This is a genomic window from Arthrobacter sp. Y-9, assembly GCF_029690065.1.
GTDB lineage: Bacteria > Actinomycetota > Actinomycetes > Actinomycetales > Micrococcaceae > Arthrobacter_E.
Genome location: NZ_CP121463.1, coordinates 761,298 through 781,422 on the forward strand (window position 1 = coordinate 761,298; position 20,125 = coordinate 781,422).

A 20,125-nucleotide genomic window follows, 5' to 3' on the forward strand; every position below is an offset into this window, starting at 1 on the left:
GTCAGCGCTTCTCGGCAGTCCGCAGGACGTATCCCACGCCTCGCTTGGTCTGGATCAGCGTGGGGGCGTCCGGGACGATGTCGATCTTGCGGCGCAGGTAGGAGATGTAGGACTCCACGATCGAGGCGTCCCCGTTGAAGTCGTACTCCCAGACGTGGTCGAGGATCTGCGCCTTGGACAGCACGCGATTGGGGTTCAGCATGAGGTAACGGAGCAGCTTGAACTCCGTGGGGGACAGCTCGATGGTGGTCCCGCCGCGGCGCACCTCGTGGGCGTCGTCGTCGAGCTCCAGGTCATCGACGCGGATGATCGCCTCATCCTCGAGCAGCGGCTGCGTGCGGCGCAGCACGGCGCGCACGCGGGCAACGACCTCATCCAGGCTGAACGGCTTGGTGACGTAGTCGTCCCCGCCGACGGTCAGGCCGTTGACCTTGTCCTCGGTGTCGTCTTTGGCGGTCAGGAAGAGCACCGGGATGTGGCGTCCGGCGGCGCGGAGCTTGCGGGTGACGTTGAATCCGTCCATGTCCGGGAGCATCACATCCAGGACGATCAGATCGGGGGACTCGCTCTCGGCCTTGGCGAGGGCGTCCCGGCCGTTCGCGGCGGCCACCACTTCGAAGCCCGCGAAGCGCAAAGACGTCGAGAGCAGTTCCCGGATGTTGGGTTCGTCGTCAACGACCAGGAGTTTGGCTTCAGGCGTTTCAGTCTTCATGTCCTCCATCTTCCGCTCCGACCCTGAGTGTTGTCTGGAAGATTTCTGTATGCGCAGGAGAAGCGGTCCGCGACACATGCGGGGTGAACGTTCATGCCCGGGTAAAATAGTGTGGATACGCAGACCGCGAGCCGTGCCACCCAGACCGGTTGAACCAGGTGGGGCATGGCCTGACCGCAAGCTAAGACAGACAGAGGTAAAGAAGTGCCTACCGGCAGCGTCAAGTGGTACGACAAGGACAAGGGCTTCGGCTTCGCAGCGTCCGAGGACGGGCAGGAGTACTACCTGCCCTCTTCCGCGCTGCCCGCCGGCGTGGGGGAGCTCCGGAAGGGCACCCGCATCGAATTCGGCATCGCCGAAGGCCGCCGCGGCGCCCAGGCCATGGGCATCCGGCTCCTGGACAAGCTCCCCTCCGTGTCGAAGGCCAAGCGCACCTCTCCGAAGGAACTGGCCCCCATGGTCCAGGACCTCTCCACCGTCCTGGACAACCTGTCCGGGATGCTCTCCTCGGGTAAGTACCCGGATGGCAAGAAGGGCGCCGCGATCGCGGCGGCCCTCCGCCAGGTCGCAGATCAACTGGAAGCCTGAGACATGACTGCCGAGCGTCAGAACACCCTTCGCACCCCCGCCCCCAAGCCGGGCGTCCCGCAGTGGAAGACCGGCAAGCCGGACGCGATGCTCGCTGCGGCAGTGGACCAGGCGCGCCGTGAGCTGGAGACGATCACCCCCGCCGGCACGATCGGCGAGCACCTGGGGGCCAAGCGCGAGGAGGACCGGGTGGTCACCCACCTGTTCGCGTCGCGGCTGGCCGGGTACGTCGGCTGGCAATGGTTCGCCGTGCTGACCCGCAACTCCCGCTCCAAGGTGGTGACGGTCAGCGAGATCGGGCTCCTGCCCAGCGATGATGCCGTCCTGGCGCCGCCGTGGGTGCCGTGGTCCGAGCGGGTGCGTCCCGAGGACGTCGAGGCGCTGCAGGCCGAGGAGGCGGAGGCCGCGGGAGCGGCGGACGCCGGGAACCCGGCGCCGGCTGAGGATGCCGTGCCGTCCGAGGGCGCAGACTCCACCGACGACGCCGGCGCGCCCCTCGCGGACGACGCCGCCTCTGGCGCGGAGGAGGCCGCCGTCGAATCCGCCGAGGCCAACGGCGGCTCCGAGCAGGATGACGAAGAAGACGCCGACGAGACGACGCCCTGAATAGCACTGCCGTGCTATGAAAATCGAGGCCAGGATCGCCGGCTGTGAATGCTGGTCCTTAAACGCCTGTGGGCCCGGATTTCCAGGCCCACAGGCGTTTCCCGTCGGACCGGCCCTCCAAGGTGCCTGCCCGATGCGCTGTTACTTGCGCAGCTCTCCGACGATGTAATCGATGGAGGCGGTCAGCGCGCTCACGTCTTCGGGGTCGATCGCCACGAAGGTCGCGATGCGCAGCTGGTTGCGGCCGAGCTTGCGGTACGGCTCGGTGTCCACGACGCCGTTGGCGCGCAGGATCTTGGCGACCTGGGCGGCGTCCACGGAGTCGTCGAAGTCGATCGTGGCGATGACGTTGGAGCGGTCCTCGGGACGCTGGACGAACGGCGTCGCGTACTCGCTCGCCTCGGCCCACGAGTAGACGCGGTCCGCGGAGTCGGCGGTGCGCTTGCTGGCGAAGTCCAGGCCACCCTGCGCGTTCAGCCACTCGACCTGCGCGTTCAGCGTGACGAGGGTGGACAGCGACGGCGTGTTGTACGTCTGGTTGAGCACCGAGTTGTCGATCGCCGTCTTCAGGTTCAGGAAGTCCGGGACCCAGCGATCGCTCGCCGCGATCCGCTCCGCGCGTTCCAGCGCCGCGGGGGAGAAGAGCGCGAGCCACAGCCCGCCGTCGGACGCGAAGTTCTTCTGCGGGGCGAAGTAGTAGACGTCCGCCTCGCGGACGTCTACGTCCAGGCCGCCTGCCGCCGACGTCGCGTCCACGACCACGAGCGAACCGTCATCGGCGCCGCTCACCCGGCGCACGGGGGCGGCGACGCCCGTGGAGGTCTCGTTCTGGGGCCAGGCGTAAACGTCGACGCCGGCCTCGGCCACCGCTTCCGGCCGGGTGCCGGGCTCGGCCGTGATGATGGAGCTGGTCTCGAGGAACGGGGCCTTCTTCGTGGCGGAGGCGAACTTGGAGCCGAACTCACCGAAGGAGAGGTGCTGGGCTTTCTTCTCCACGAGACCGAACGTCGCGATGTCCCAGAAGGCCGTGGAGCCGCCGACGCCGAGGACTACTTCGTAGTCCTCCGGGGCGTTGAAGAAGGACTTCAGGCCGGACCGCACGGAGCCCACCAGGTTCTTGACCGGGGCCTGCCGGTGTGAGGTGCCCAGCAGAGAGGTGGCGGCGGTGCTCAGAGCCTCGACCTGCTCGGGACGGACCTTGGAAGGACCGGCGCCGAAGCGGCCGTCCTTGGGAAGGAGATGGGCGGGGATGGTGAGGTGTGCCTGATCGCTCACAGATTGCTCCAGTTCTGGTGTGTGGCAGAGAGGACGGGTCCTTCCGGGGTGCGCCCGTCCTGAGGACATTTTGCCGCAGTGCGGGTGTCTCTTCCCAAGCGGGTCCGGATTCCGGAGACCGGGAGCGTCATCTGCCGCCTCCGTTATTCAGAGAGAGTCCAAATAAGCTAGACTAGGGGGCGGCGTTCTAAGCTTGACGACATGAAGCTTGGGCGCGGACGCCATGGCGCACACGACGCGAGTGAGGGTAGGACGGGATGACTGATCTGATCGACACCACGGAGATGTACCTGCGGACCATCCTGGAGTTGGAAGAGGAGAAGATCGTCCCCCTCCGTGCCCGGATCGCGGAGCGCCTCCACCACTCCGGACCGACCGTCTCCCAGACGATCGGCCGCATGGAGCGCGACGGCCTCGTGGTGGTGACCGGCGACCGCCACCTGGAACTGACGGACCACGGCCGACGCCGTGCGGTCGAGGTCATGCGCAAGCACCGCCTCGCGGAGCGGCTCCTCTCCGATGTGATCGGCCTGGACTGGGCGTTCGTCCATGACGAGGCCTGCCGCTGGGAGCACGTCATGAGTGAGCGGGTGGAGCGCCGCATCTACGAATTGCTGGGTCACCCGACCGATTCCCCGTATGGCAACCCGATCCCCGGGCTCGAGCAGCTCGGTGGCCTGGAAGGCGAGCCGTTCGCGGCCGGCCTGATGACGCTGGTCCAGGCCATGAGCGAGTACTCTCCGGGATCGGTCGTGACGGTCCGTCGTCTCGCGGAACCCGCTCAGGTGGAGCCGGAACTCCTGCAGCAGCTCGATGAGGGCGGGATCCGCCCGGGTGCGGCGATCAGTCTGGAACGTGCCGGAGATTACATCGCGGTGCGAGTGGCCGGCATCGAAGGAGCGCTCGAGCTTCCGCCCGAAGTCGCCGCGCACGTCTTCGTGTCGCTCGGCTGAACACCACGCTGAGCTGCATCTTCACGTCTCAGAACGCGTCCGCGGCCCCGCGGGCGCGTTCTTCGTCTCTCCTCTCGCCCGGCCGGGGTTTATCCACATACTAGATAACGAATTTATTACTCTTGGGCCCGTTCGCGTATAGTGATGTCTCAGCGCTGAAACCTAAGCGTGACCTGTTTCGTACGCCGAGCTCTGCTGGCGAATCAGGGTGTGAAGCATGACAGCAGAGGCGGGGGAACCACTTTCGGCGGCCTGGATCAGGTCGCCTTGGGGTGAAGCCCGCGGCGGTGCAGGGAACTTTTCAGATGCGGTTCGCGCCGATTCTCTGGATTCCCGTGTGCCTCCGCAGGCCGGGCAGCTGACTCTCAGGCCCGAATCCGACAGCTAACTTCGAAGGCGCTATGAGAGGGAATGCATACGTGAGCAATGACAAGCTGCGCGGACGTCGTCGCGCGAGTGGACCGGCCGCCCAGGCCGGTGGTCCCGCGCGGACCGTCCTTCCTGCCACGCCTCGTAAGGCGAAGCGGAAGGGTCCTCTGCAGCAGATCGCCGATCTGGCAGTGAAGAGCGGCGCGATCCACAAGGGTGGTCTCGCGCTCGCGGCAGGCGGCCTCGCCCTGACCGTGGCGTTCCCTGCCAGCACCGGCCCTCTGGCCGAAGCTGCAGGCCGCGACGGCGCGCAGACCACCGCCAGCATCACCGCCACTGGCGCCGTTCAGGCTCCCGTCACCGCCTCCACCGGGGCGAAGATCTCCTTCAGCCGCACCTCGGCCACCAGCCGCCAGGACCCTGATGCGCGCCTCAAGGCGCTCATGAGCGCTCAGTCCGGCAAGGTGACCCCTGCCACCGCGAAGGGCTCCCTCGGATCCCCGCTGGCCTCCCTGACCGAGGCGTCGCCGTTCGGCTGGCGCATCAACCCGCTCGGCGGCCCGTCCGACTTCCACAGCGGCGAGGACTTCGTGGCCCAGTGCGGCACTCAGGTCATGGCTGCCGCGGCCGGCAAGGTCGTGTTCGCCGGCTGGGTGGACACCGGCGGCGGAAACCGCGTCGTGGTCGATCACGGCAATGGTCTCGAGACCACCTACAACCACCTGAGCTCCTTCACCGTGCAGCCCGGACAGACCGTCCAGCGGGGCGACGTGGTGGCGCTCAGTGGCACCACCGGCGCCTCCACCGGCTGCCACCTCCATTTTGAAGTGATGGTCAACGGCCAGGTCGTCGACCCGTCCGGATGGCTCTGAGAGCCATCTCTCGGTCTCGCGGTATGTTCCGTAACCTTAACGTGACATTCTGCCGGGACTCCTGTAATTTATAGATCGCGCCTCCTCGCAAGAGGGGGAGCCCTGGGTTGGATTGCCGAGCTCTGCCACCAACCGAGGTCCGTTCGTAACTACTTCGTCTGGCAGAGGCGGGGGAACCAATTTTGGCCTTGCGTGCAAGGCCTTGGGGTTAAGTCGTCAGATCGCGCAAGCGACGGACGGCCGGATGGCTCCCATCCGAATCCGACAGCTCACCTCGTAGGCATCGGGAGAGGCTTTTCCTTGTCTTTTGGCACTACCTCTGCGCGCCATCGCGCTAAGCAGGCATCCACCACTTCGCTTCTTGAAATCTCCAAGGCCGTTTCGTCGAACGCCGGATCCATGGGCCGTCAGGCCGCAGTGATCGCAGCGGCTTCGGGCCTGGTGCTCACCAGCGGCATCGCCGCCAACGCCGCTGAGACCAGCGTGCAGCGCGATTCCTCCGCAGCCACCACCCTCGAGGTCAAGGCTGCTCCGAAGGCCGTCGCCGCATCCTCCACCGCCAAGCTCAGCTTCGTCCGCACCGCGGTCAAGACCGAGCCGGCTCCGGTCGTCGAGGCCCCCGTCGTCGAGGCTCAGTCCAACACTGAGACCCAGACCGTCCCGGTCGCCGACAACACCGCGAACACCAACACCCAGGTCACCGGTTCGAACGTCGCCGCCGCCACCCCGGCTCCGAAGACGATCAACACCGCTTCCGCCTCGGGCAAGGGCGCCGCTATCGCCGCTGCCGCGCTGGCTCAGCTCGGTGTCAACCAGGACTGCACCGCTCTGGTGTCGAACTCTCTGCGTGCCGTGGGCATCAACTTCCACGACTGGCCCGCCGGTTACCTTTCCCTGGGCCGCACGGTGTCCGCCGCTGAGGCTCAGCCCGGCGACGTCATCTACTACGCCGACGGTGGCATCGGTGTGCCTCACGTGGCCGTTTACATCGGCAACGGCCAGGCCGTGCACGGCGGCTTCCTCGGCTACACCACCAAGGTGTACGACGCGTTCGTCGGCTCCGGCCCCGTCTTCATCCGCGTGGGTGGCTAAGACCACGGTCTGAACCACCAGCCTCTCCCGCTGGAGATTGTCAGAAGGACCCCGCCTGTGGCGGGGTCCTTCTGTCGTTGAGGCGTCAGCTGTCGGACGCCCCAACGAGGGGTGAATTTTTCGCACGACACGTCCGCAATATGGTCCAGGGCATCGCGCACGCGCCCGGGCGTGTTTAGGCTGGTTACGTCGATCCATAGCCCGGACACGCCGGGGGCAGCCGGCCCTCGTGCCCCTGCCGGGTGCGGCCGTGAAGAGGTATGTGCATGCGCACTCTCGTTCTGAATGCTGGATATGAACCGCTCGCGGTGGTCACCTTCCGCCGGGCGCTGGTCCTCGTGCTGGCCGGAAAGGCCAGCGTGGTCTCGGAGGGCGGCGAACCCGTCGTCGGCCCTCGGGAAGTCCTGGGCCGGCCCTCGGTGATCCTGCTGAACCGCTACATCAGACCACGGCACAACGTGGTCTCGACGGTCAGCAGGAGAGGAGTCCTGCGCCGTGACGGGCATCGCTGCGGATACTGCGGCAAGGCCGCCCACACCATCGACCACATCCTGCCGCGGTCGCGCGGCGGTCGGGACTCCTGGGAGAACCTCGTGGCGTGCTGCCTGAAGTGCAACAACACCAAAGGGGACCACACACCGTCGGAGATGGGCTGGCACCTGAGATTCAGTCCGCGCCCGCCCGTGGGAACCATGTGGCAGATCAAAGAGCTGGAGAAGCCCACTCCCGAGTGGAGCGCCTACCTCCCTGCCGAGGACGCCGCCTGAGCCGTCCGCTCCCTGCCTGCCGGCGGGTCACTGTGCCGTGAGTCGTGGCGGCTTTCGGCGTGCCCGGTTCATCGTCCTGGTCCAGGTTGAGAACGGCGACACGACCCGTGGGGGACCGGCGCGCCTCCGGCTCCCGTTCTAGGCTGGAGTGTCCAGCCTTTGGGGCCGGGTGGCGAAAGCGACGACGAACAGGGAGGCACGGACCGATGTCACGGATCCAGCGGAGTGCCGCGGCGATGTCCCGCCGCCTTTTCCCGAACGGGTTTGCCCAGAGCCGAGTTGCCCCGGGCCGGGTTGCCCCGGACCAGGTTTCTCTGAGCCGGCTCGGCCCTGGAACAGGCCGGTCATGACGGAGCGTGACGAGAGCCGCGCGGTGCGTCTGAACTGGGACGAGGCGCGGGCCCTGCTGCAGGATCGGGTGGAGGCCCTGCCCGCGGTGCACGTCCCTCTGGCGCAGGCGGTCGGACTCCTTGCGGCCGAAGACGTCTTCGCGGAGGATGAACTTCCGTCCGGGCCCCGTGCGGCGCTCGACGGCTGGGCCGTCAATGGCACCCCTCCCTGGGTCATCGCGGAGCCGGGTGACCGGCTCGCGGGGCGTCAGAGCAGCCGGGTTGAGAAGGGCCGGCCGCTGCCGCCCGGTGGCAAGGGGGTGCTGGCGCTCCACGACGCCCGGGTGGCGCTCGATGAGGAGGGGCTCGCCGTCGTCGAGCGTGCGCCGGGCGCCCGTCCCGGAGCGCCCCGCAATGGCGAGAACATCACTCCGTCCGGCCAGGGACTCACCACCGGTGCGCCGCTGCTGGCCCGCGGCGCGGTCCTCGACCCCCTGCGTCTGGCCTTGCTGGCCGGGGCAGGCTTCGACACGGTCGCTGCGGTGCCGAAGCCGCGGGTCCAGGTGATCCAGTCCGGACGCCTCGTGACGCAGGGCCGCCCCGGCTGGGGAGAGGACCGCGATGCGCTGGGGCCGGTCCTCGCTCCGCTGCTGGACGCCTGGGGTGTGTTGGTCGAGAACAGGGTCCGCATCGCCGGCACGGCGGCTGAGTGGCGTGCGGCGCTGGAGGAGGACGCCGACGGCGCGGCGGCGCCCGTCGACGTGGTCGTGACGGTCGGTGGGACCGGAGCGGGCGAGGCGGACCACCTGCGTGAAGCGCTGGAGGCGCTGGGTGTGGAGTACGTGGTGGACGGTGTGTCCTGCGACCCGCTGCAGACCGCTGTGGCCGGGGTGCTGCCGGACGGGCGCCATGTCCTAGGTCTGCCGGGCACACCCGCCGAGGCCCTGGCCGCTCTGGCGCTGCTCGGGGAGCCGCTGTTTGCCGCTCTGGGACGCCGTGAGGTCCGGGCGTTCCGTCCCGTGCCCTCCGGCCGTGCCGTGGAGGCTGAGCTCCGCCCCACGCGGCTGCTGCCCGGCCATACGGTCTTCGGGATGGCTTCCCCGTGCGGGCCTCGCTACGGCCTGGCCGAGTGGGCCGATGCCGAGCTGCTGCTCGTGGTCCCGCCCCATGGCGTCCGGATGGGGGATGAGCTGATGGCTCTCCCTCTGCCGTGGAAGGACGGCGAGTGGGGCACGGGCGCCCCGAAGCCGACGAAGCCGACCAGGCCGGGGGCTTCGCCGTCGTCGCGTGCCGACGCCGCCTCACCCGACGGCAAGCGTGCTCCCAAAGCCGCAAGGAACTCGGGGCCGATCGACTGGGCGGCCCAGGACTGGGACTCGCTCAGAACCCCGCCGGGGCCGGAGAGCAGCGGCCCCGACGGGTCCTGACCCGGCGCCCTCCAGCCGGACGCGCCAGTCGTTACTTCGCTTCGCCCTCGAAGAGCGCCTTGTGGGCGAACCCTGCGATCAAGCCACCGGCGATCGGCGCCACGATCGAAGCCCAGAGCTGTGCCAGCGCGGCCGGGCCTCCGTAGACGGCGGTGGCGATGGAGCGGGCCGGGTTGAAGGATCCGTTGGTGACGGGGATGGCCAGAAGGGCGATGACTACCAGCGTGAGCCCGATGGCCAGGGGCGCCAGTCTGCCCGCACCTCGCTTGCCGGTGACGGCGAGGATGACCGTGACGAACAGCGCGGTCGCGACGATCTCGGCGATGAAGAACGACACGGCGTTGTAACCGCCGGGGGACAGCTCGCCCCAGCCGGTGGACGCGAAACCGCCCTGTTGGGCTGCGGAGAGGGCGCCGTCCTTGCCGCCGGCGAGGATGGCGACGAGCGCGGTGGCTCCGAGGACGGCCCCGGTCACCTGAGCCACGAGGTATCCGGCGACGTCCTTCCAGGCGAAGCGCCCTGCGGCCGCGAGACCGAGCGTCACAGCCGGGTTGAAGTGGCCGCCGGAGATGGGCCCGAAGGCGAACGCCCCGATGATCACGGACAGACCGAGTGCTAGGGCGACGCCCAGGAAGCCGACGTTGAGACCGCCCTCGCCGGCGGCGAATCCTGCGGTGAAGAGAGCGGTGCCGATGACACCGAAGACCAGGAAGAACGTGCCGACGATCTCGGCTCCGAGCTTGGCGGCCACGGAGGGAGCAGCAGTCGTCATTGACTCAGACATGTTTCCTCTTTCGAATAACTCACAATTAAGGGTGGATAACATGCCCATGCTAGGGATCGCCGTGGTCTGGACCAATAATCACGAGTGGCCGGCCCTCGTCACGGCTGTAAGCAGGCAGTTGTGACTGTTCGGGAGTGGGTCATCAGCCCTGACCGGATGTTCCGCGGACAGGGGAGGGGATGTGTCGGAGGCGGGCCTGCGAGGCGGAACACGGCCGGCGGAAACTGACGATCTGACGTCAAACAGGTCACAGAGCCGTGCGCAGCGTGACCGGCGGAGGGTTTCGCAGACGTTCCAGCGGCGTGAAGGCGCCGTTAAAAGGCTGAGCGGTGGCGAACCCCCCGGTTCGCCGCCGCTCATCCCCCCAATGTGTGAGCGCCTCCCCAGACGCCACGATCACACGTTTTCTATTATCCCAGGTTCTGTACAAAACACATCCGTGATCAGATCACCGTTTGGTAAAGGTTCGCGTACTGACTAGTTCGGCTGCGGGACCTCGGTCAGGGAGCGCGGACGAAGCCCGCCGTCGAGGCCGGATCCCGGAGCCCCGCTCGGGGACCGGACGGAGCTTTGCGCCGTCTCTCGCGCCTCTGTTAGAGTTTCTGCCCGGAGCCCGCCGCGCCGGATACCCCCCAAGTTCGGAGCGGCGGGTTTTTCCCTGTCCCGGAACGGCCTCACCGCGGAACCTGGCCGCCGGATCACGTCCGAGGAGGACAAGCCATGAGTATGGACCGGGCGGCGATGAGCTCCCTCTACAACCTTTCCCGTGCGCAGGAAGGCCGGCGCCCCTTCTCCCGGGAGACCATCCGGCGCGTGCTGGCGTTCGCCGTGCCGCACCGCGGGCGTCTGGTCGGCTTCATCCTGCTCTCCGTCGTGGCGGCCTTCCTGGCCGTGGCCACGCCGTTGCTCGCAGGGCAGGTGGTCGATGCGATCGTGGCCGGCAAGGACGTCGACCTGGTGGTCAGGCTCGCGGTGCTGATCGCGGTGGTCGCCGTGGCCGAAGCCGGGGTCGGGCTGCTGGTCCGGTGGTTCTCCGCCACGATCGGCGAGGACGTCATCCTGGACCTCCGCACCGCCGTCTTCGACCACGTGCAGCGCATGCCGGTCGCCTTTTTCACCAGGACCCGCACGGGCGCCCTCGTCAGCCGACTGAACAATGACGTCGTGGGCGCGCAGGCGGCCTTCGCCGGAACACTGTCCTCGGTGGTCAGCAACCTGGTGTCCCTCACGCTGACCCTGGTGGTCATGCTCGACAAATCCTGGCTCGTCACCCTCCTTGCGCTGGTCCTGCTCCCGCTGTTCCTGGTGCCCGCACGGCTCATGGGCGGACGACTCGCCGCGCTGCGCCGTGAAGCCGCCGCGCAGAACGCCTCCATGGGCACGCAGATGACGGAGCGCTTCTCGGCGCCCGGCGCCACCCTCATCAAACTCTTCGGCCGGCCCGCGGATGAATCACGGGAGTTCGAAGCCCGGGCGCATCGCGTGCGGGACATCGGTGTCCGCACCGCCATGCTGCAGTTCACGTTCGTCACGAGCCTGACACTCGTCTCGGCGCTCGCGCTGGCCCTCGTCTACGGGGTCGGCGGCTGGCTGGCGCTGCACGGGACGCTGGGAGCGGGCGACGTCGTCGTGCTGGCGCTGCTGCTCACGCGCCTCTACGTGCCGCTCACCGGCCTCAGCAACGCGCGCGTGGAGATCATGAGCGCGCTCGTGAGCTTCGAGCGGGTCTTCGAGGTGCTGGACCTCCGGCCCATCATCCGGGAGGTCGAGCAGCCGCGGACGCTGCCCACGGGGGCGCTCGCCGTCGAGTTCAAGGACGTCCGGTTCTCCTACCCGTCCGCCGAGCAGGTGTCCCTGGCCTCCCTGGAGGACGTCGCGGTGCTGGACTCCCGCGGGGGCGAGGAGGTGCTGCATGGTCTGAGCTTCCGCGCCGAGCCGGGCCAGACCGTGGCACTGGTCGGGTCGTCGGGCGCCGGCAAGTCCACCGTCGCGCAGCTGCTCGCGCGGCTGTACGACGTCGACTCGGGGGCGGTGCTGCTGGGCGGCTCCCAGCCGGGCGATGGCGTCGACGTCCGCGAGCTGAGCTTCGACTCCCTGCGCCAGGGCGTCGGCATGGTGACGCAGGACGGACACCTGTTCCACGAGACCATCGGCTCGAACCTCCGGCTCCCGCGCCCGGACGCGAGCGATGATGAACTGTGGGACGCGCTCCGCCAGGCCCGGCTCGAGGACATGGTGCGGTCGCTGCCCGACGGCCTGGACACCGTGGTGGGGGAGCGCGGCTACCGTCTCTCCGGCGGCGAACGCCAGCGCCTGACGATCGCCCGCCTCCTGGTGGCCGGCCCGCGTGTGGTCATCCTCGACGAAGCGACCGCAGCCCTGGACTCCGCCAACGAAGCCGCGGTGCAGGAGGCGCTCGCAGCGGCGCTGAGTGGGCGGACCGCCGTCGTGATCGCCCACCGTCTGTCGACCATCCGGGACGCCGACCAGATCCTGGTGGTCGAAGGAGGGCGGATCGTCGAGCGCGGCACCCACACCGAGCTGCTCAGCGCCGGCCGACGCTACGCCGAGCTGTACACGACGCAGTTCGCCGAGGCCCACGACGCCCTCCAGGAGGCCGGCCAGGACCTCGAGCCGGATTCCTCAGAGGGCGGCGAGAGCGGCCGGCCCGCACAGGGCTGAGCCGCTGAGAGCACCGGGCATCACTTGGCCGCGGGTTCCCCGTTCACCGCAGAGCGCTCCGGGGGTGTCAGCGGGTTCTGGCTGAACGCGTCCCGGGGCTGGAGGGAGAATCCCTGCCAGTGCACGTCCATGGGGCTCTGATCCTCGTCCCGCGGCACATGGTGATAGGAGACGGCCACCCAGGAGACGACGTCGTCGAGCTTCTCCCCGGACACGAACTGCGGAATCCCCGACGAGGGGCAGCCGGCGGACAGGTTCTGGGTGGCGTAGCGCTCGCAGTCCTTGAACTGGGTGAACGCCACGTCGTAGCCGAAGGCCGCGTCGCCTGCACCGGGCCCGGCCTGGCCGGCGTGGTCGCCGTGGCTGTGCGGGGTGTACCCGTCGCTCTGATCGAGCTGGACACGGTAGGAGATCTGGTGGCCGTCCTGGTTCTTGGCATCACCGAGCACCCGCCACCAGCGGCGGTCATTCCGGAGCCGCTGGGTCTCTGTGACGAGAGGGGTGAACGTGCCGTTCACGATCGCCGCGTCTTTGCCCCGCTGCCCCGTGAAGTCGGCGTTGTACTCCTGGACCCTCTGGGGTCCCGGGAGCCCCCAGTGGATCCGCCAGACCGCATTGTGGCTGTGGCTCGTGGCGGCTTCGGCCGTGCCCGGTCCCACGGGTGAACCGTGCGCCGCCTCGTGGGAGTAGTCCTCGGGGGAGAGGTCGCCGGTGGCGCCGAGCCGCGGGGTGATGTTGCCGTCTTCGCCAAAGCGGTAGAGGGAGAGGTATTCGTACCAGCCGACCACGGAGAGCGTGCTGATGTCGAAGGAACGGCCACGCTGGGCGACCGGGCTTCCGGTGTACTCGCTGCGGCGGCCCAGACCGGCGTCGACCTCCTCCGTGCAGAGCACCTCGCGCGTCTCCGACCCGCCGACCGCGCCCGTGCCGAAGTCGGGCAGCGTCGCGGCGACCCTCGTGCCGGAGCACTCGGCCGAGCCGAGCGTCTTCATGTTGCGTCCCCCGAAACCGTGCTCGGTGGTGTCCTTGGTGGTCCGGGCGCCGGTGTCGTAGGGGACCTCCAGCTGCGAGAGCGAGATCTCCTGGACGACCGGGAGCGCCTCCTTACCCGGCGCCGTGTAGCTCACCTTGGTGAGGGTGAGGCCCTGCTGCGGATCGACGCTCCAGCACATGCTCCAGGAGCTGCCGGCCGGGAAACGATGCGTGAGGGCCTTCGCGCCGTCGCCGCACTCCGGGGCAGCGGCCTCGGGCGCCGCGGACGACGACGCCGTTGTAGGCTCCGCGGAAGCAGTGTGGCCGGGTGCCGCGAGGGTTCCCCCGGCCCACCCGCCGAGGAACACGAGAACCGCGGTGGCAAGAGTGAGAAGGAGCTTGTTCCTTCGGGTCACCGTTCCTCCTGGAGATTTCTGGGGCCCGACGACACGTCAGGCAGCGGACGCACCGAGGGTGTGCCGTCCTGCGACGGCACACCCTCGGTTCGGACAGGCAGCGGTCAGCAGCCGGCCGGGGTCGCCTTGGCGGTGGACTTGCCCAGATCCAGACGTGCGCCGTCGGCGGACTTCAGGAAAGACAGGCTCAGCGCCGAGAGCGAATGCGAGCTCGGCACCGGGACTCCACCCGCCGGGGTGCAGGTTTCGGTGCTCTGGCTGTTGACCTTCACGGAGACCACCTGGGTGGCCGCGGTGAAGACCGGCTGGAGCATGTTCACCACGGTCGAGGTGAACCCGAATTTGATCTGGTTGATCAGCAGATCGAACACGCCGTCGCCGGCATTGGCGATCACCAGGTTGTAGACCGGCCGGAAGACCGTGCCGACCACATTGGCGGACTTGGCCAGGGTGGTTACGAGCGTGCCCACCACTCCGCCGAGCAGCCCGCTGCTGTTGTTGACCGGCGCCGGGAGGGTGCCCGTCGCGGCCTGCTTCAGTGTGAAGCTCCAGGTGATGTTGAGGCCGTTGGGGCTCAGGAGGAGCGGACCGACCCAGCTGAGCTTGATCTTCACGGCGTCGAGCGAGTTCTCCACGGCGCCGACCGCGATGTTGGTGGCGTCATGCATCAGATCGTGGACGGTCTGAGCGATCAGCGGGTAGTCCTTGGAATCGATGAGCTCCTTGTTCGGGCTCTGCGAGTTCAGCCCGCCGGAGGCCAGCTGATCCAGGTGGACCTTGACGGTGCCCGTGGACAGATCGATGGTGACGAGCTTGTTCTTGGAGGTCAGCGGCTGCGCCAGCAGCTTCGAGAACACCTTGTCACGGGTGTTGCTCTGCACGGTCATGGTCGGGGTGGGAAGAACGACGCCGAGCAGGCCGTTGAGCTTGTTCAGCGGAATGCCCTGGTTGACGATCTGCTCGATCTTCCGGTCCACGGCGCCCAGACCGTTGTAGAGCTGGGCGGCGGCGTTCTTCACGGCGGAGGACTTCACGGTGACGTCGGCCTGGCCCACGCGGTACCGGCCCGGTCCGCCGACGCCGTCCGGATCCTGCAGACGTCCGTTGACGAAGCTGGTCTCCGAGGCGAAGGCACCGAGGTCGAGCGTCACACTGTCCACGAGGCCGGCCGGGATGGTGGACCCGGCGCCGGCCTTGATCAGATCGATGTGCGCGGCCTGAGACGGATCACCGGTGGTCGGGAACGTGAAGTTCTGCCCGAGCGCCCCTGATGCGCCACGGGAGTTGAGAGCCGAGCCGGCCTGGCTGATGCTGGTCAGCAGGCCGCCGGAGTCCAGCCGGACGAGGCTGGAGAGCGCCACGGACGAGCCGCCGATGCTGGTGCTCGCGGAGCCGAGCTGCACGTCGTTCGGCACGTAGCCGTAGTTGGGTCCGGGGTTGGAGGGGTAGGCCGCGGAGCTGCCGCCCCAGGTGACGGCGTTCTTCCCTGTGAAGGACACCGAGACGGGGGCGGAGGAGGCCGAGGACGACGACGGGGTGTCCGCGACGGCGGGGGAGAGGCCGGCGCTCACCGTGGTGAGTGCCACGACGGCGGTGACGGCGCCGAGACGCCGGCCCTGCTGCCATCGCATGGAGGCATGAGAGTGCGGTGATGGGGTCATGACAGATTCCTTAGGAGTGAATGAACCTTGAGATTTCTCTCAATGGGTGTTGGAACTGACATCACAAACGTTGACATCTTGGTAAATCGGTGTCAATAAGTGTCCACATCCAGGTGTTTTCGGAATATCCCGGACGGTCGGACCAGAATGCCTGGTGCCGTTTCAGGACCGGCCCTGGACCTGGGACGGAGCACGTCCCGGGATGAGAATTTCACATGCCGGAATTCGCTGTGCCGGGGAATTCATGACGGTCCGGAGCCCGGGAATGGTGTGACACCAGCGGCTCTGGCGACGGAAAAGGCCCCCGGAAGCCGAAGGGCTTCCGGGGGCCTTTTCCTGATCGCGAGCCGTCGGGTGCGTCGGGCGCTACGGTTTTCTCAGGCGACGGGTGCACCGCGCGCCGGTGACGGACGCCTGCTCAGCGCTCTCCGCGGGCCTCCAGGAGCGCGGGAAGGACGTGCTCGGTCAGCAGCGGAGCCAGGTCGCCGGGCCACTCCCGGTCGAGGTCGAGCCAGCGGATCGCCTCAATCTCCGCGGCGGGGGTGGCCTCCCAGACACCCGGTGCGGTGAACACGCTGGCCTTGATGACGGTGTCCGCCTCGTTGGCCGCGGCCGCGTCCCAGGTTCCGAGGTGCTGAAGATCGTCGGCAGGGATCGTGATGCCGACTTCCTCCTCGAGTTCACGGCTTGCCGCCTGCGCCGCGGTTTCGCCGGGCTCAGGCTTCCCTCCGGGGTGCATGAACTTCTCCGTGCCACGCTTCCGGACGGTCAGAAGGCGCCCTTCCTGGTCGTAGACACAGACGGCGGACACGGTGAGGAAATGCGGTGAACTCATGGATCAGTACCCTAGCAAGCCCCGGCGAACGGGAGTTCACGGCGTAGGGCGACCACCCTCGATAAAGGCACGGAACCGCGGCACGCTGCTGCGTGCCGCGGTTCCGGCGTCGAACTCTGTGTGCCCTCGATTGGATTCGAACCAACGACACCGGCTTTAGGAGAGCCGTGCTCTATCCCCTGAGCTACGAGGGCGGGCGGACAACGCCTTTAAGCATACAAGCTCGATGACCGGGCTTAGGCCTGGGCCTTCTTCCGGCGAGGCAGCAGGACGAGGACCGCGCTCGCCAGGCAGAGCACGAAAAGCACCCAGCCGATGACCACCAGGGTCGAGGCCCAGGCGACGGCCCCGTCGGACGGCGCGGCCGCTGCGAACAGCCCGTCGATGGCGAAGTTGCCGATGATCCGGACGACCACGAACAGCCCGGTCAGCGACCAGAGGACGGTGCGGAACCAGGAGCGGGTGGTGTTGACCCCGATCACCAGGGCCCAGGCCAGCCCGAACAGCAGCGGGAACAGCATGCCGGCGGTCTTGTGCACCCAGTTGAGCTGGCCGCGGGCGGCATCGTCCATGGCGCTGCGCAGCTGGTCGATGGCGGCGGCGTCGAAGCCGAAGACCCGCGAATCGGGCATGGTGAGACCGCCACTGAGCTGCGTCATCTGCGAGAGCGCCATGAGGTGCAGGTACCAGAACATGAACAAGGCGGCGACGACCGCGGCGATGATCAGCATCTTCGCGCTCGACTGCGGTTGCTGCGCGGGCTGTCCCGGCGTGGCGCGCTGCTTCAGCGGGTTGATCACCGGCGGGGGAGCGGTGTCCGGGACGTCGGCCCGGGAGCCGTGCTTCTTGATGCGCTGGGCAGGCGTTTTGGACATGTCCTCCATTATCGCGGATACGCTGGACGCATGAGCATCGGCAGCCACAGCACAGCCAACCCTGACCCTTCTCTGAGCGACGCCGCCCTGGCGGAAGTGCTGGTCCGGGAGGCCGGCTCGCTGGCGCAGCTGATGCGTGCGGCAGGGGTCACTTCACAGCAGAAGACGAATGTCGCCGATGTGGTGACCGAGGCCGATCGCGCGGCCGAGGCGTACATCGTGGAGCAGCTCCGACGCTGCCGTCCGGACGACGGGATCCTCGGTGAAGAGGGCTCGGCCCATCCTTCCGTGAGTGGCCGCACCTGGGTGATCGACCCCGTGGACGGCACCTACAACTTCCTGCGCGGCTCCACGTACTGGTGCTCCACCGTCGCACTCGTGACGGAGGAGGACGGCGCGCGCCGACCGCTGCTCGGAGCCGTCCATCAGCCGGAGGAGGACAAGCTCTGGCTGGGCGGGGAGGGCCATCCCGCGACGCTCAACGGCAGGCCGCTGAGCGGTCCGGCTGGGAAGGATCTGGCCGAGTCCAGCGCCGCGACCTACATCCACCCCACCTGGCTGCAGGATCCGCTGTGCGCCATGCCGTGGCACGCGGCGGCCGTTGGCGCGGCGTCCCTGAGGATGCTGGGCTCGGGTTCCTGCGATCTCTCTCGGGTGGCTCAGGGCGAGATCGATTGCTGGTTCCAGCACTCCTGCCCCGACTGGGACTGGTTCCCGGGCGCCGCGCTCGTGCTGGCGTCGGGTGGCGCGGTGGACATCGTGACGGTCAACGGCCTCCGCTGGTTCCTGGCCGGAAGCACGACGGCGGTGGCGCAGCTGCGCGCCGCGATGCTCACCACGCACGTGGGCGGCTGAGCTCCCAGGCCGGATTTCCGGCGCACCCGACACGCAGAGGGCCCCAGGCGGATGCCTGGGGCCCTCTGCGTGTCTCTGACAGCTACTACAGGACGGGAGTTGCGGTGCCCGTGTAGTTGAGGGTGCCGGTGCCGCCGAGGAAGGCCGGCGTGACGACACCCGTGGCGAAGACGTTGAGGTCCCAGGTCAGGGTGACGGGGCAGGTGATCTGCAGCAGCGACGGCAGGCCCACGAGGATCACGTTCACCGTGGCGGTGACGCGGGTGGGGCGAACCGGGTTGTTGTTGAGCACATAGGTGCCGGAGGGGAAGTTGATCCCGCTGAACAGCCAGGTGCCCGGGAGTGCCCCGATCTGACCGAAGGTGCCGGTGGCGGTGCCGAGGCCTGTGCCGGTGTGGGTGCTGCCGTCGCTCATGGTCAGCGTGGCCGAGGTGACCACGGAAGTGTAGAGCGGCTGGAACAGGTTCAGATTACAGTTGCTGGAATCCATGCCGAACACGCCGGCGAAGGCGAGGGCGCCAGTGTTGCCGACCACGACGGACTGGCTCGTGGTGGCGCCGCCGAGCAGGACGCCCGGCTGGATGCAGGTGGGGCAGACGGGACCGCCGGAGGCGGCCGCTGCGGGGGTGCCGATGGCCGCGGCCAGCACCGGCGTAGCCCATGCCGCGCCGCGGAGAACCCGGCGTCGCTCGACGGACTTGCTCGTCTCGTTACTCATTATTGGCTCCTGGAAGATGCGGGTGATGAGCCGGATCCCTAATTCCGGCTTCTAGAGAGTTGTATCACGATGTCAGAGCCATTTGTCAATGATTTAAAAGTCTGCGACAGATAGTCATACGTATTTGATAGGCGTCTCTCGGAGCCGGTCTGGAAGGGGACTGTTTCCCGGTAGGCCGGGAAAATCCGCAGCCCCTTTCCGGTCGCCTCGCAGGAAGCCCGGAAATGCGACGACGCCGGCGGGCCGGCCGCCGACGTCGTCGTTCTGAAATTCGCAGGTGAAGGTAATGCGCGGAGAGTCAGCGCTGCTCTGCTGCCTCGCGCAGGACCTCCGCTATCTCCTCGACGAAACTCTCCATTTCGTCGAGGCCTTCCACCGGACCGCCGGCCAGATAGCCGTCCGCGCCCAGGAGCACCGCGGATGGGGAACTCGTCAGGCCGAGTGCCCTCCAGGCGAGGCTCTCGTGGTCGTAGAGCACGCCTTCGGCCGTCGGGATGGAGCGACGGAGCGGCTTGTGGGGCACCGTGCTGAGGATCCTCACATCGACCTCGGGAAGGCGCTCGCTCCACTCGGCCACCTTGCCGGCCGCCACGTGGCTCGGCTTGCAGACACAGTTGAAAGCCACCAGAAGCTGGGCTTTGGCCGATGCGAGTTCCCGCAGCGTCTGGACCCCGCCGTCCTCGGACTGCAGCAGGGCCGCGGGAATCGGGTCGCGCGCGTAGTCGTCGTCCTCGGGATCCGACGCATCCGCGCCCGTGCTTCCACTCGCAGCGAGCGGCGCGGGGCCGGGCTGGTCTGGCCCCGGCCGGGTCACGATCAGCACCGTGAGGGCCACGAGCAGCGCGACGTCGGCGATCCACCAGAGAACCATGAAGTCTCGGCCGATCACGGCCGGGACGGTGCTGCCGCTGAGGGCCAGCCAGAGCGTGAGGGCGCCGAGGAGCACCAGAACGGAATTCCGGACGAGCGTCTTGACCGAAACATTCTGATCCCCGATCCGGCCGAAGCAACCGCAATTCGGCCGGGGATCGAACGTCAGGGCACGGGCGATGACCGCCCAATACGCGACGAACAGACCCAGCGAGAGAATCGCGGCGATCGTGAAGGCGCCCTGCCACGGGGACAGCAGCAGAACCGCGAGAACGATTTCGCTCCAGGGCAGCAGCCATGCGAAATAGTCATGGCGCAGGAATCCCGGCAGGCGGAGTTCCGTCACCACGCTGAGCGTGGATTCGCGGTCTCGCAGTTTGGCGATCCCGCTCAGGACGAGAACGGCCGCGAGACCGATCGGGGCGAGGACGAGCGCATCCGGTGTCAAAGTTCCTCCACTGATTCCT

At 68.0% G+C, this 20,125-nt stretch carries 18 protein-coding genes, 1 tRNA gene and 2 riboswitches; of the genes, 9 read left to right on the forward strand and 10 right to left on the reverse strand.

The window, feature by feature from the left end; genetic code table 11:
• Window position 1 precedes the first annotated feature (1 nt).
• Entirely contained in the window at window positions 2-712 is a 711-nt protein-coding gene (locus P9849_RS03390; protein ID WP_278268302.1) for a response regulator transcription factor, read from the reverse strand.
• Window positions 713-916: 204 nt separating this feature from the next.
• Between P9849_RS03390 and P9849_RS03395 the strand changes: the two genes are divergently transcribed.
• Both P9849_RS03395 and P9849_RS03400 read left to right on the forward strand, forming a co-directional pair.
• A complete protein-coding gene (locus P9849_RS03395) occupies window positions 917-1,300 on the forward strand; it encodes a cold shock domain-containing protein (protein ID WP_278268303.1) in 384 nt (127 codons plus the stop codon).
• Between the two features lie 3 nt (window positions 1,301-1,303).
• Window positions 1,304-1,906 carry a DUF3027 domain-containing protein gene (locus tag P9849_RS03400; protein WP_278268304.1) on the forward strand — a complete coding sequence of 201 codons (603 nt, stop codon included), beginning with the start codon at window positions 1,304-1,306 and terminating at the stop codon, window positions 1,904-1,906.
• A gap of 141 nt (window positions 1,907-2,047) precedes the next feature.
• Here P9849_RS03400 and serC read toward each other — a convergent pair whose 3' ends face one another.
• The gene (serC, locus tag P9849_RS03405; protein WP_278268305.1) at window positions 2,048-3,181 is read right to left on the reverse strand and encodes a phosphoserine transaminase; all 1,134 of its coding nucleotides are present in this window, start codon (window positions 3,179-3,181) and stop codon (window positions 2,048-2,050) included.
• A 257-nt stretch (window positions 3,182-3,438) separates the two neighbouring features.
• Between serC and P9849_RS03410 the strand changes: the two genes are divergently transcribed.
• The 5 genes from P9849_RS03410 (at window position 3,439) to P9849_RS03430 (ending at window position 8,990) form a co-directional block, all read left to right on the forward strand.
• Window positions 3,439-4,134, forward strand: coding sequence for a metal-dependent transcriptional regulator (locus P9849_RS03410; RefSeq protein WP_278268306.1), 696 nt, complete (start codon window positions 3,439-3,441; stop codon window positions 4,132-4,134).
• Between the two features lie 173 nt (window positions 4,135-4,307).
• A riboswitch (cyclic di-AMP (ydaO/yuaA leader) is annotated at window positions 4,308-4,547 on the forward strand.
• A 6-nt stretch (window positions 4,548-4,553) separates the two neighbouring features.
• Window positions 4,554-5,375 carry a M23 family metallopeptidase gene (locus tag P9849_RS03415; RefSeq protein WP_278268307.1) on the forward strand — a complete coding sequence of 274 codons (822 nt, stop codon included), beginning with the start codon at window positions 4,554-4,556 and terminating at the stop codon, window positions 5,373-5,375.
• Between the two features lie 136 nt (window positions 5,376-5,511).
• A riboswitch (cyclic di-AMP (ydaO/yuaA leader) is annotated at window positions 5,512-5,672 on the forward strand.
• A gap of 102 nt (window positions 5,673-5,774) precedes the next feature.
• Window positions 5,775-6,467, forward strand: a complete 693-nt coding sequence (locus P9849_RS03420) for an NlpC/P60 family protein (RefSeq protein ID WP_278268308.1) — start codon at window positions 5,775-5,777, stop codon at window positions 6,465-6,467.
• 266 nt (window positions 6,468-6,733) lie between these two features.
• Complete coding sequence (locus P9849_RS03425) at window positions 6,734-7,234, forward strand: HNH endonuclease (protein ID WP_278268309.1); 501 nt, start codon at window positions 6,734-6,736, stop codon at window positions 7,232-7,234.
• A gap of 346 nt (window positions 7,235-7,580) precedes the next feature.
• Window positions 7,581-8,990 (forward strand): molybdopterin-binding protein, encoded by a 1,410-nt coding sequence (locus P9849_RS03430; RefSeq protein ID WP_278268310.1) that lies wholly within the window; start codon window positions 7,581-7,583, stop codon window positions 8,988-8,990.
• Between the two features lie 31 nt (window positions 8,991-9,021).
• Here P9849_RS03430 and P9849_RS03435 read toward each other — a convergent pair whose 3' ends face one another.
• Window positions 9,022-9,774, reverse strand: a complete 753-nt coding sequence (locus tag P9849_RS03435) for an aquaporin (protein ID WP_278268311.1) — start codon at window positions 9,772-9,774, stop codon at window positions 9,022-9,024.
• Between the two features lie 720 nt (window positions 9,775-10,494).
• On the opposite strand from P9849_RS03435, the gene P9849_RS03440 reads away from it, so the two are divergent.
• Complete coding sequence (locus P9849_RS03440) at window positions 10,495-12,456, forward strand: ABC transporter ATP-binding protein (protein WP_278268312.1); 1,962 nt, start codon at window positions 10,495-10,497, stop codon at window positions 12,454-12,456.
• Between the two features lie 20 nt (window positions 12,457-12,476).
• Here the strand turns inward: P9849_RS03440 and P9849_RS03445 are convergent, their stop codons facing one another.
• From P9849_RS03445 to P9849_RS03465, 5 genes are all read right to left on the reverse strand, one after another.
• Window positions 12,477-13,844, reverse strand: a complete 1,368-nt coding sequence (locus tag P9849_RS03445; RefSeq protein WP_278268313.1) for a copper amine oxidase — start codon at window positions 13,842-13,844, stop codon at window positions 12,477-12,479.
• A 104-nt stretch (window positions 13,845-13,948) separates the two neighbouring features.
• A complete protein-coding gene (locus tag P9849_RS03450; RefSeq protein WP_278268314.1) occupies window positions 13,949-15,505 on the reverse strand; it encodes a choice-of-anchor G family protein in 1,557 nt (518 codons plus the stop codon).
• A gap of 418 nt (window positions 15,506-15,923) precedes the next feature.
• On the reverse strand, window positions 15,924-16,340 hold the full coding sequence (locus P9849_RS03455) for an NUDIX domain-containing protein (RefSeq protein WP_278268315.1): 417 nt from the start codon (window positions 16,338-16,340) through the stop codon (window positions 15,924-15,926).
• 121 nt (window positions 16,341-16,461) lie between these two features.
• A tRNA-Arg gene (locus tag P9849_RS03460) sits at window positions 16,462-16,534 on the reverse strand.
• Window positions 16,535-16,576: 42 nt separating this feature from the next.
• The gene (locus P9849_RS03465) at window positions 16,577-17,215 is read right to left on the reverse strand and encodes a hypothetical protein (RefSeq protein WP_278268316.1); all 639 of its coding nucleotides are present in this window, start codon (window positions 17,213-17,215) and stop codon (window positions 16,577-16,579) included.
• Between the two features lie 30 nt (window positions 17,216-17,245).
• On the opposite strand from P9849_RS03465, the gene P9849_RS03470 reads away from it, so the two are divergent.
• A complete protein-coding gene (locus P9849_RS03470; protein WP_278268317.1) occupies window positions 17,246-18,070 on the forward strand; it encodes an inositol monophosphatase family protein in 825 nt (274 codons plus the stop codon).
• Window positions 18,071-18,155: 85 nt separating this feature from the next.
• Here the strand turns inward: P9849_RS03470 and P9849_RS03475 are convergent, their stop codons facing one another.
• Together P9849_RS03475 and P9849_RS03480 are read right to left on the reverse strand one after the other, a co-directional pair.
• Window positions 18,156-18,788, reverse strand: coding sequence for a hypothetical protein (locus P9849_RS03475; RefSeq protein ID WP_278268318.1), 633 nt, complete (start codon window positions 18,786-18,788; stop codon window positions 18,156-18,158).
• A gap of 298 nt (window positions 18,789-19,086) precedes the next feature.
• Window positions 19,087-20,106, reverse strand: a complete 1,020-nt coding sequence (locus tag P9849_RS03480; RefSeq protein WP_278268319.1) for a MauE/DoxX family redox-associated membrane protein — start codon at window positions 20,104-20,106, stop codon at window positions 19,087-19,089.
• Window positions 20,107-20,125: the final 19 nt, after the last annotated feature.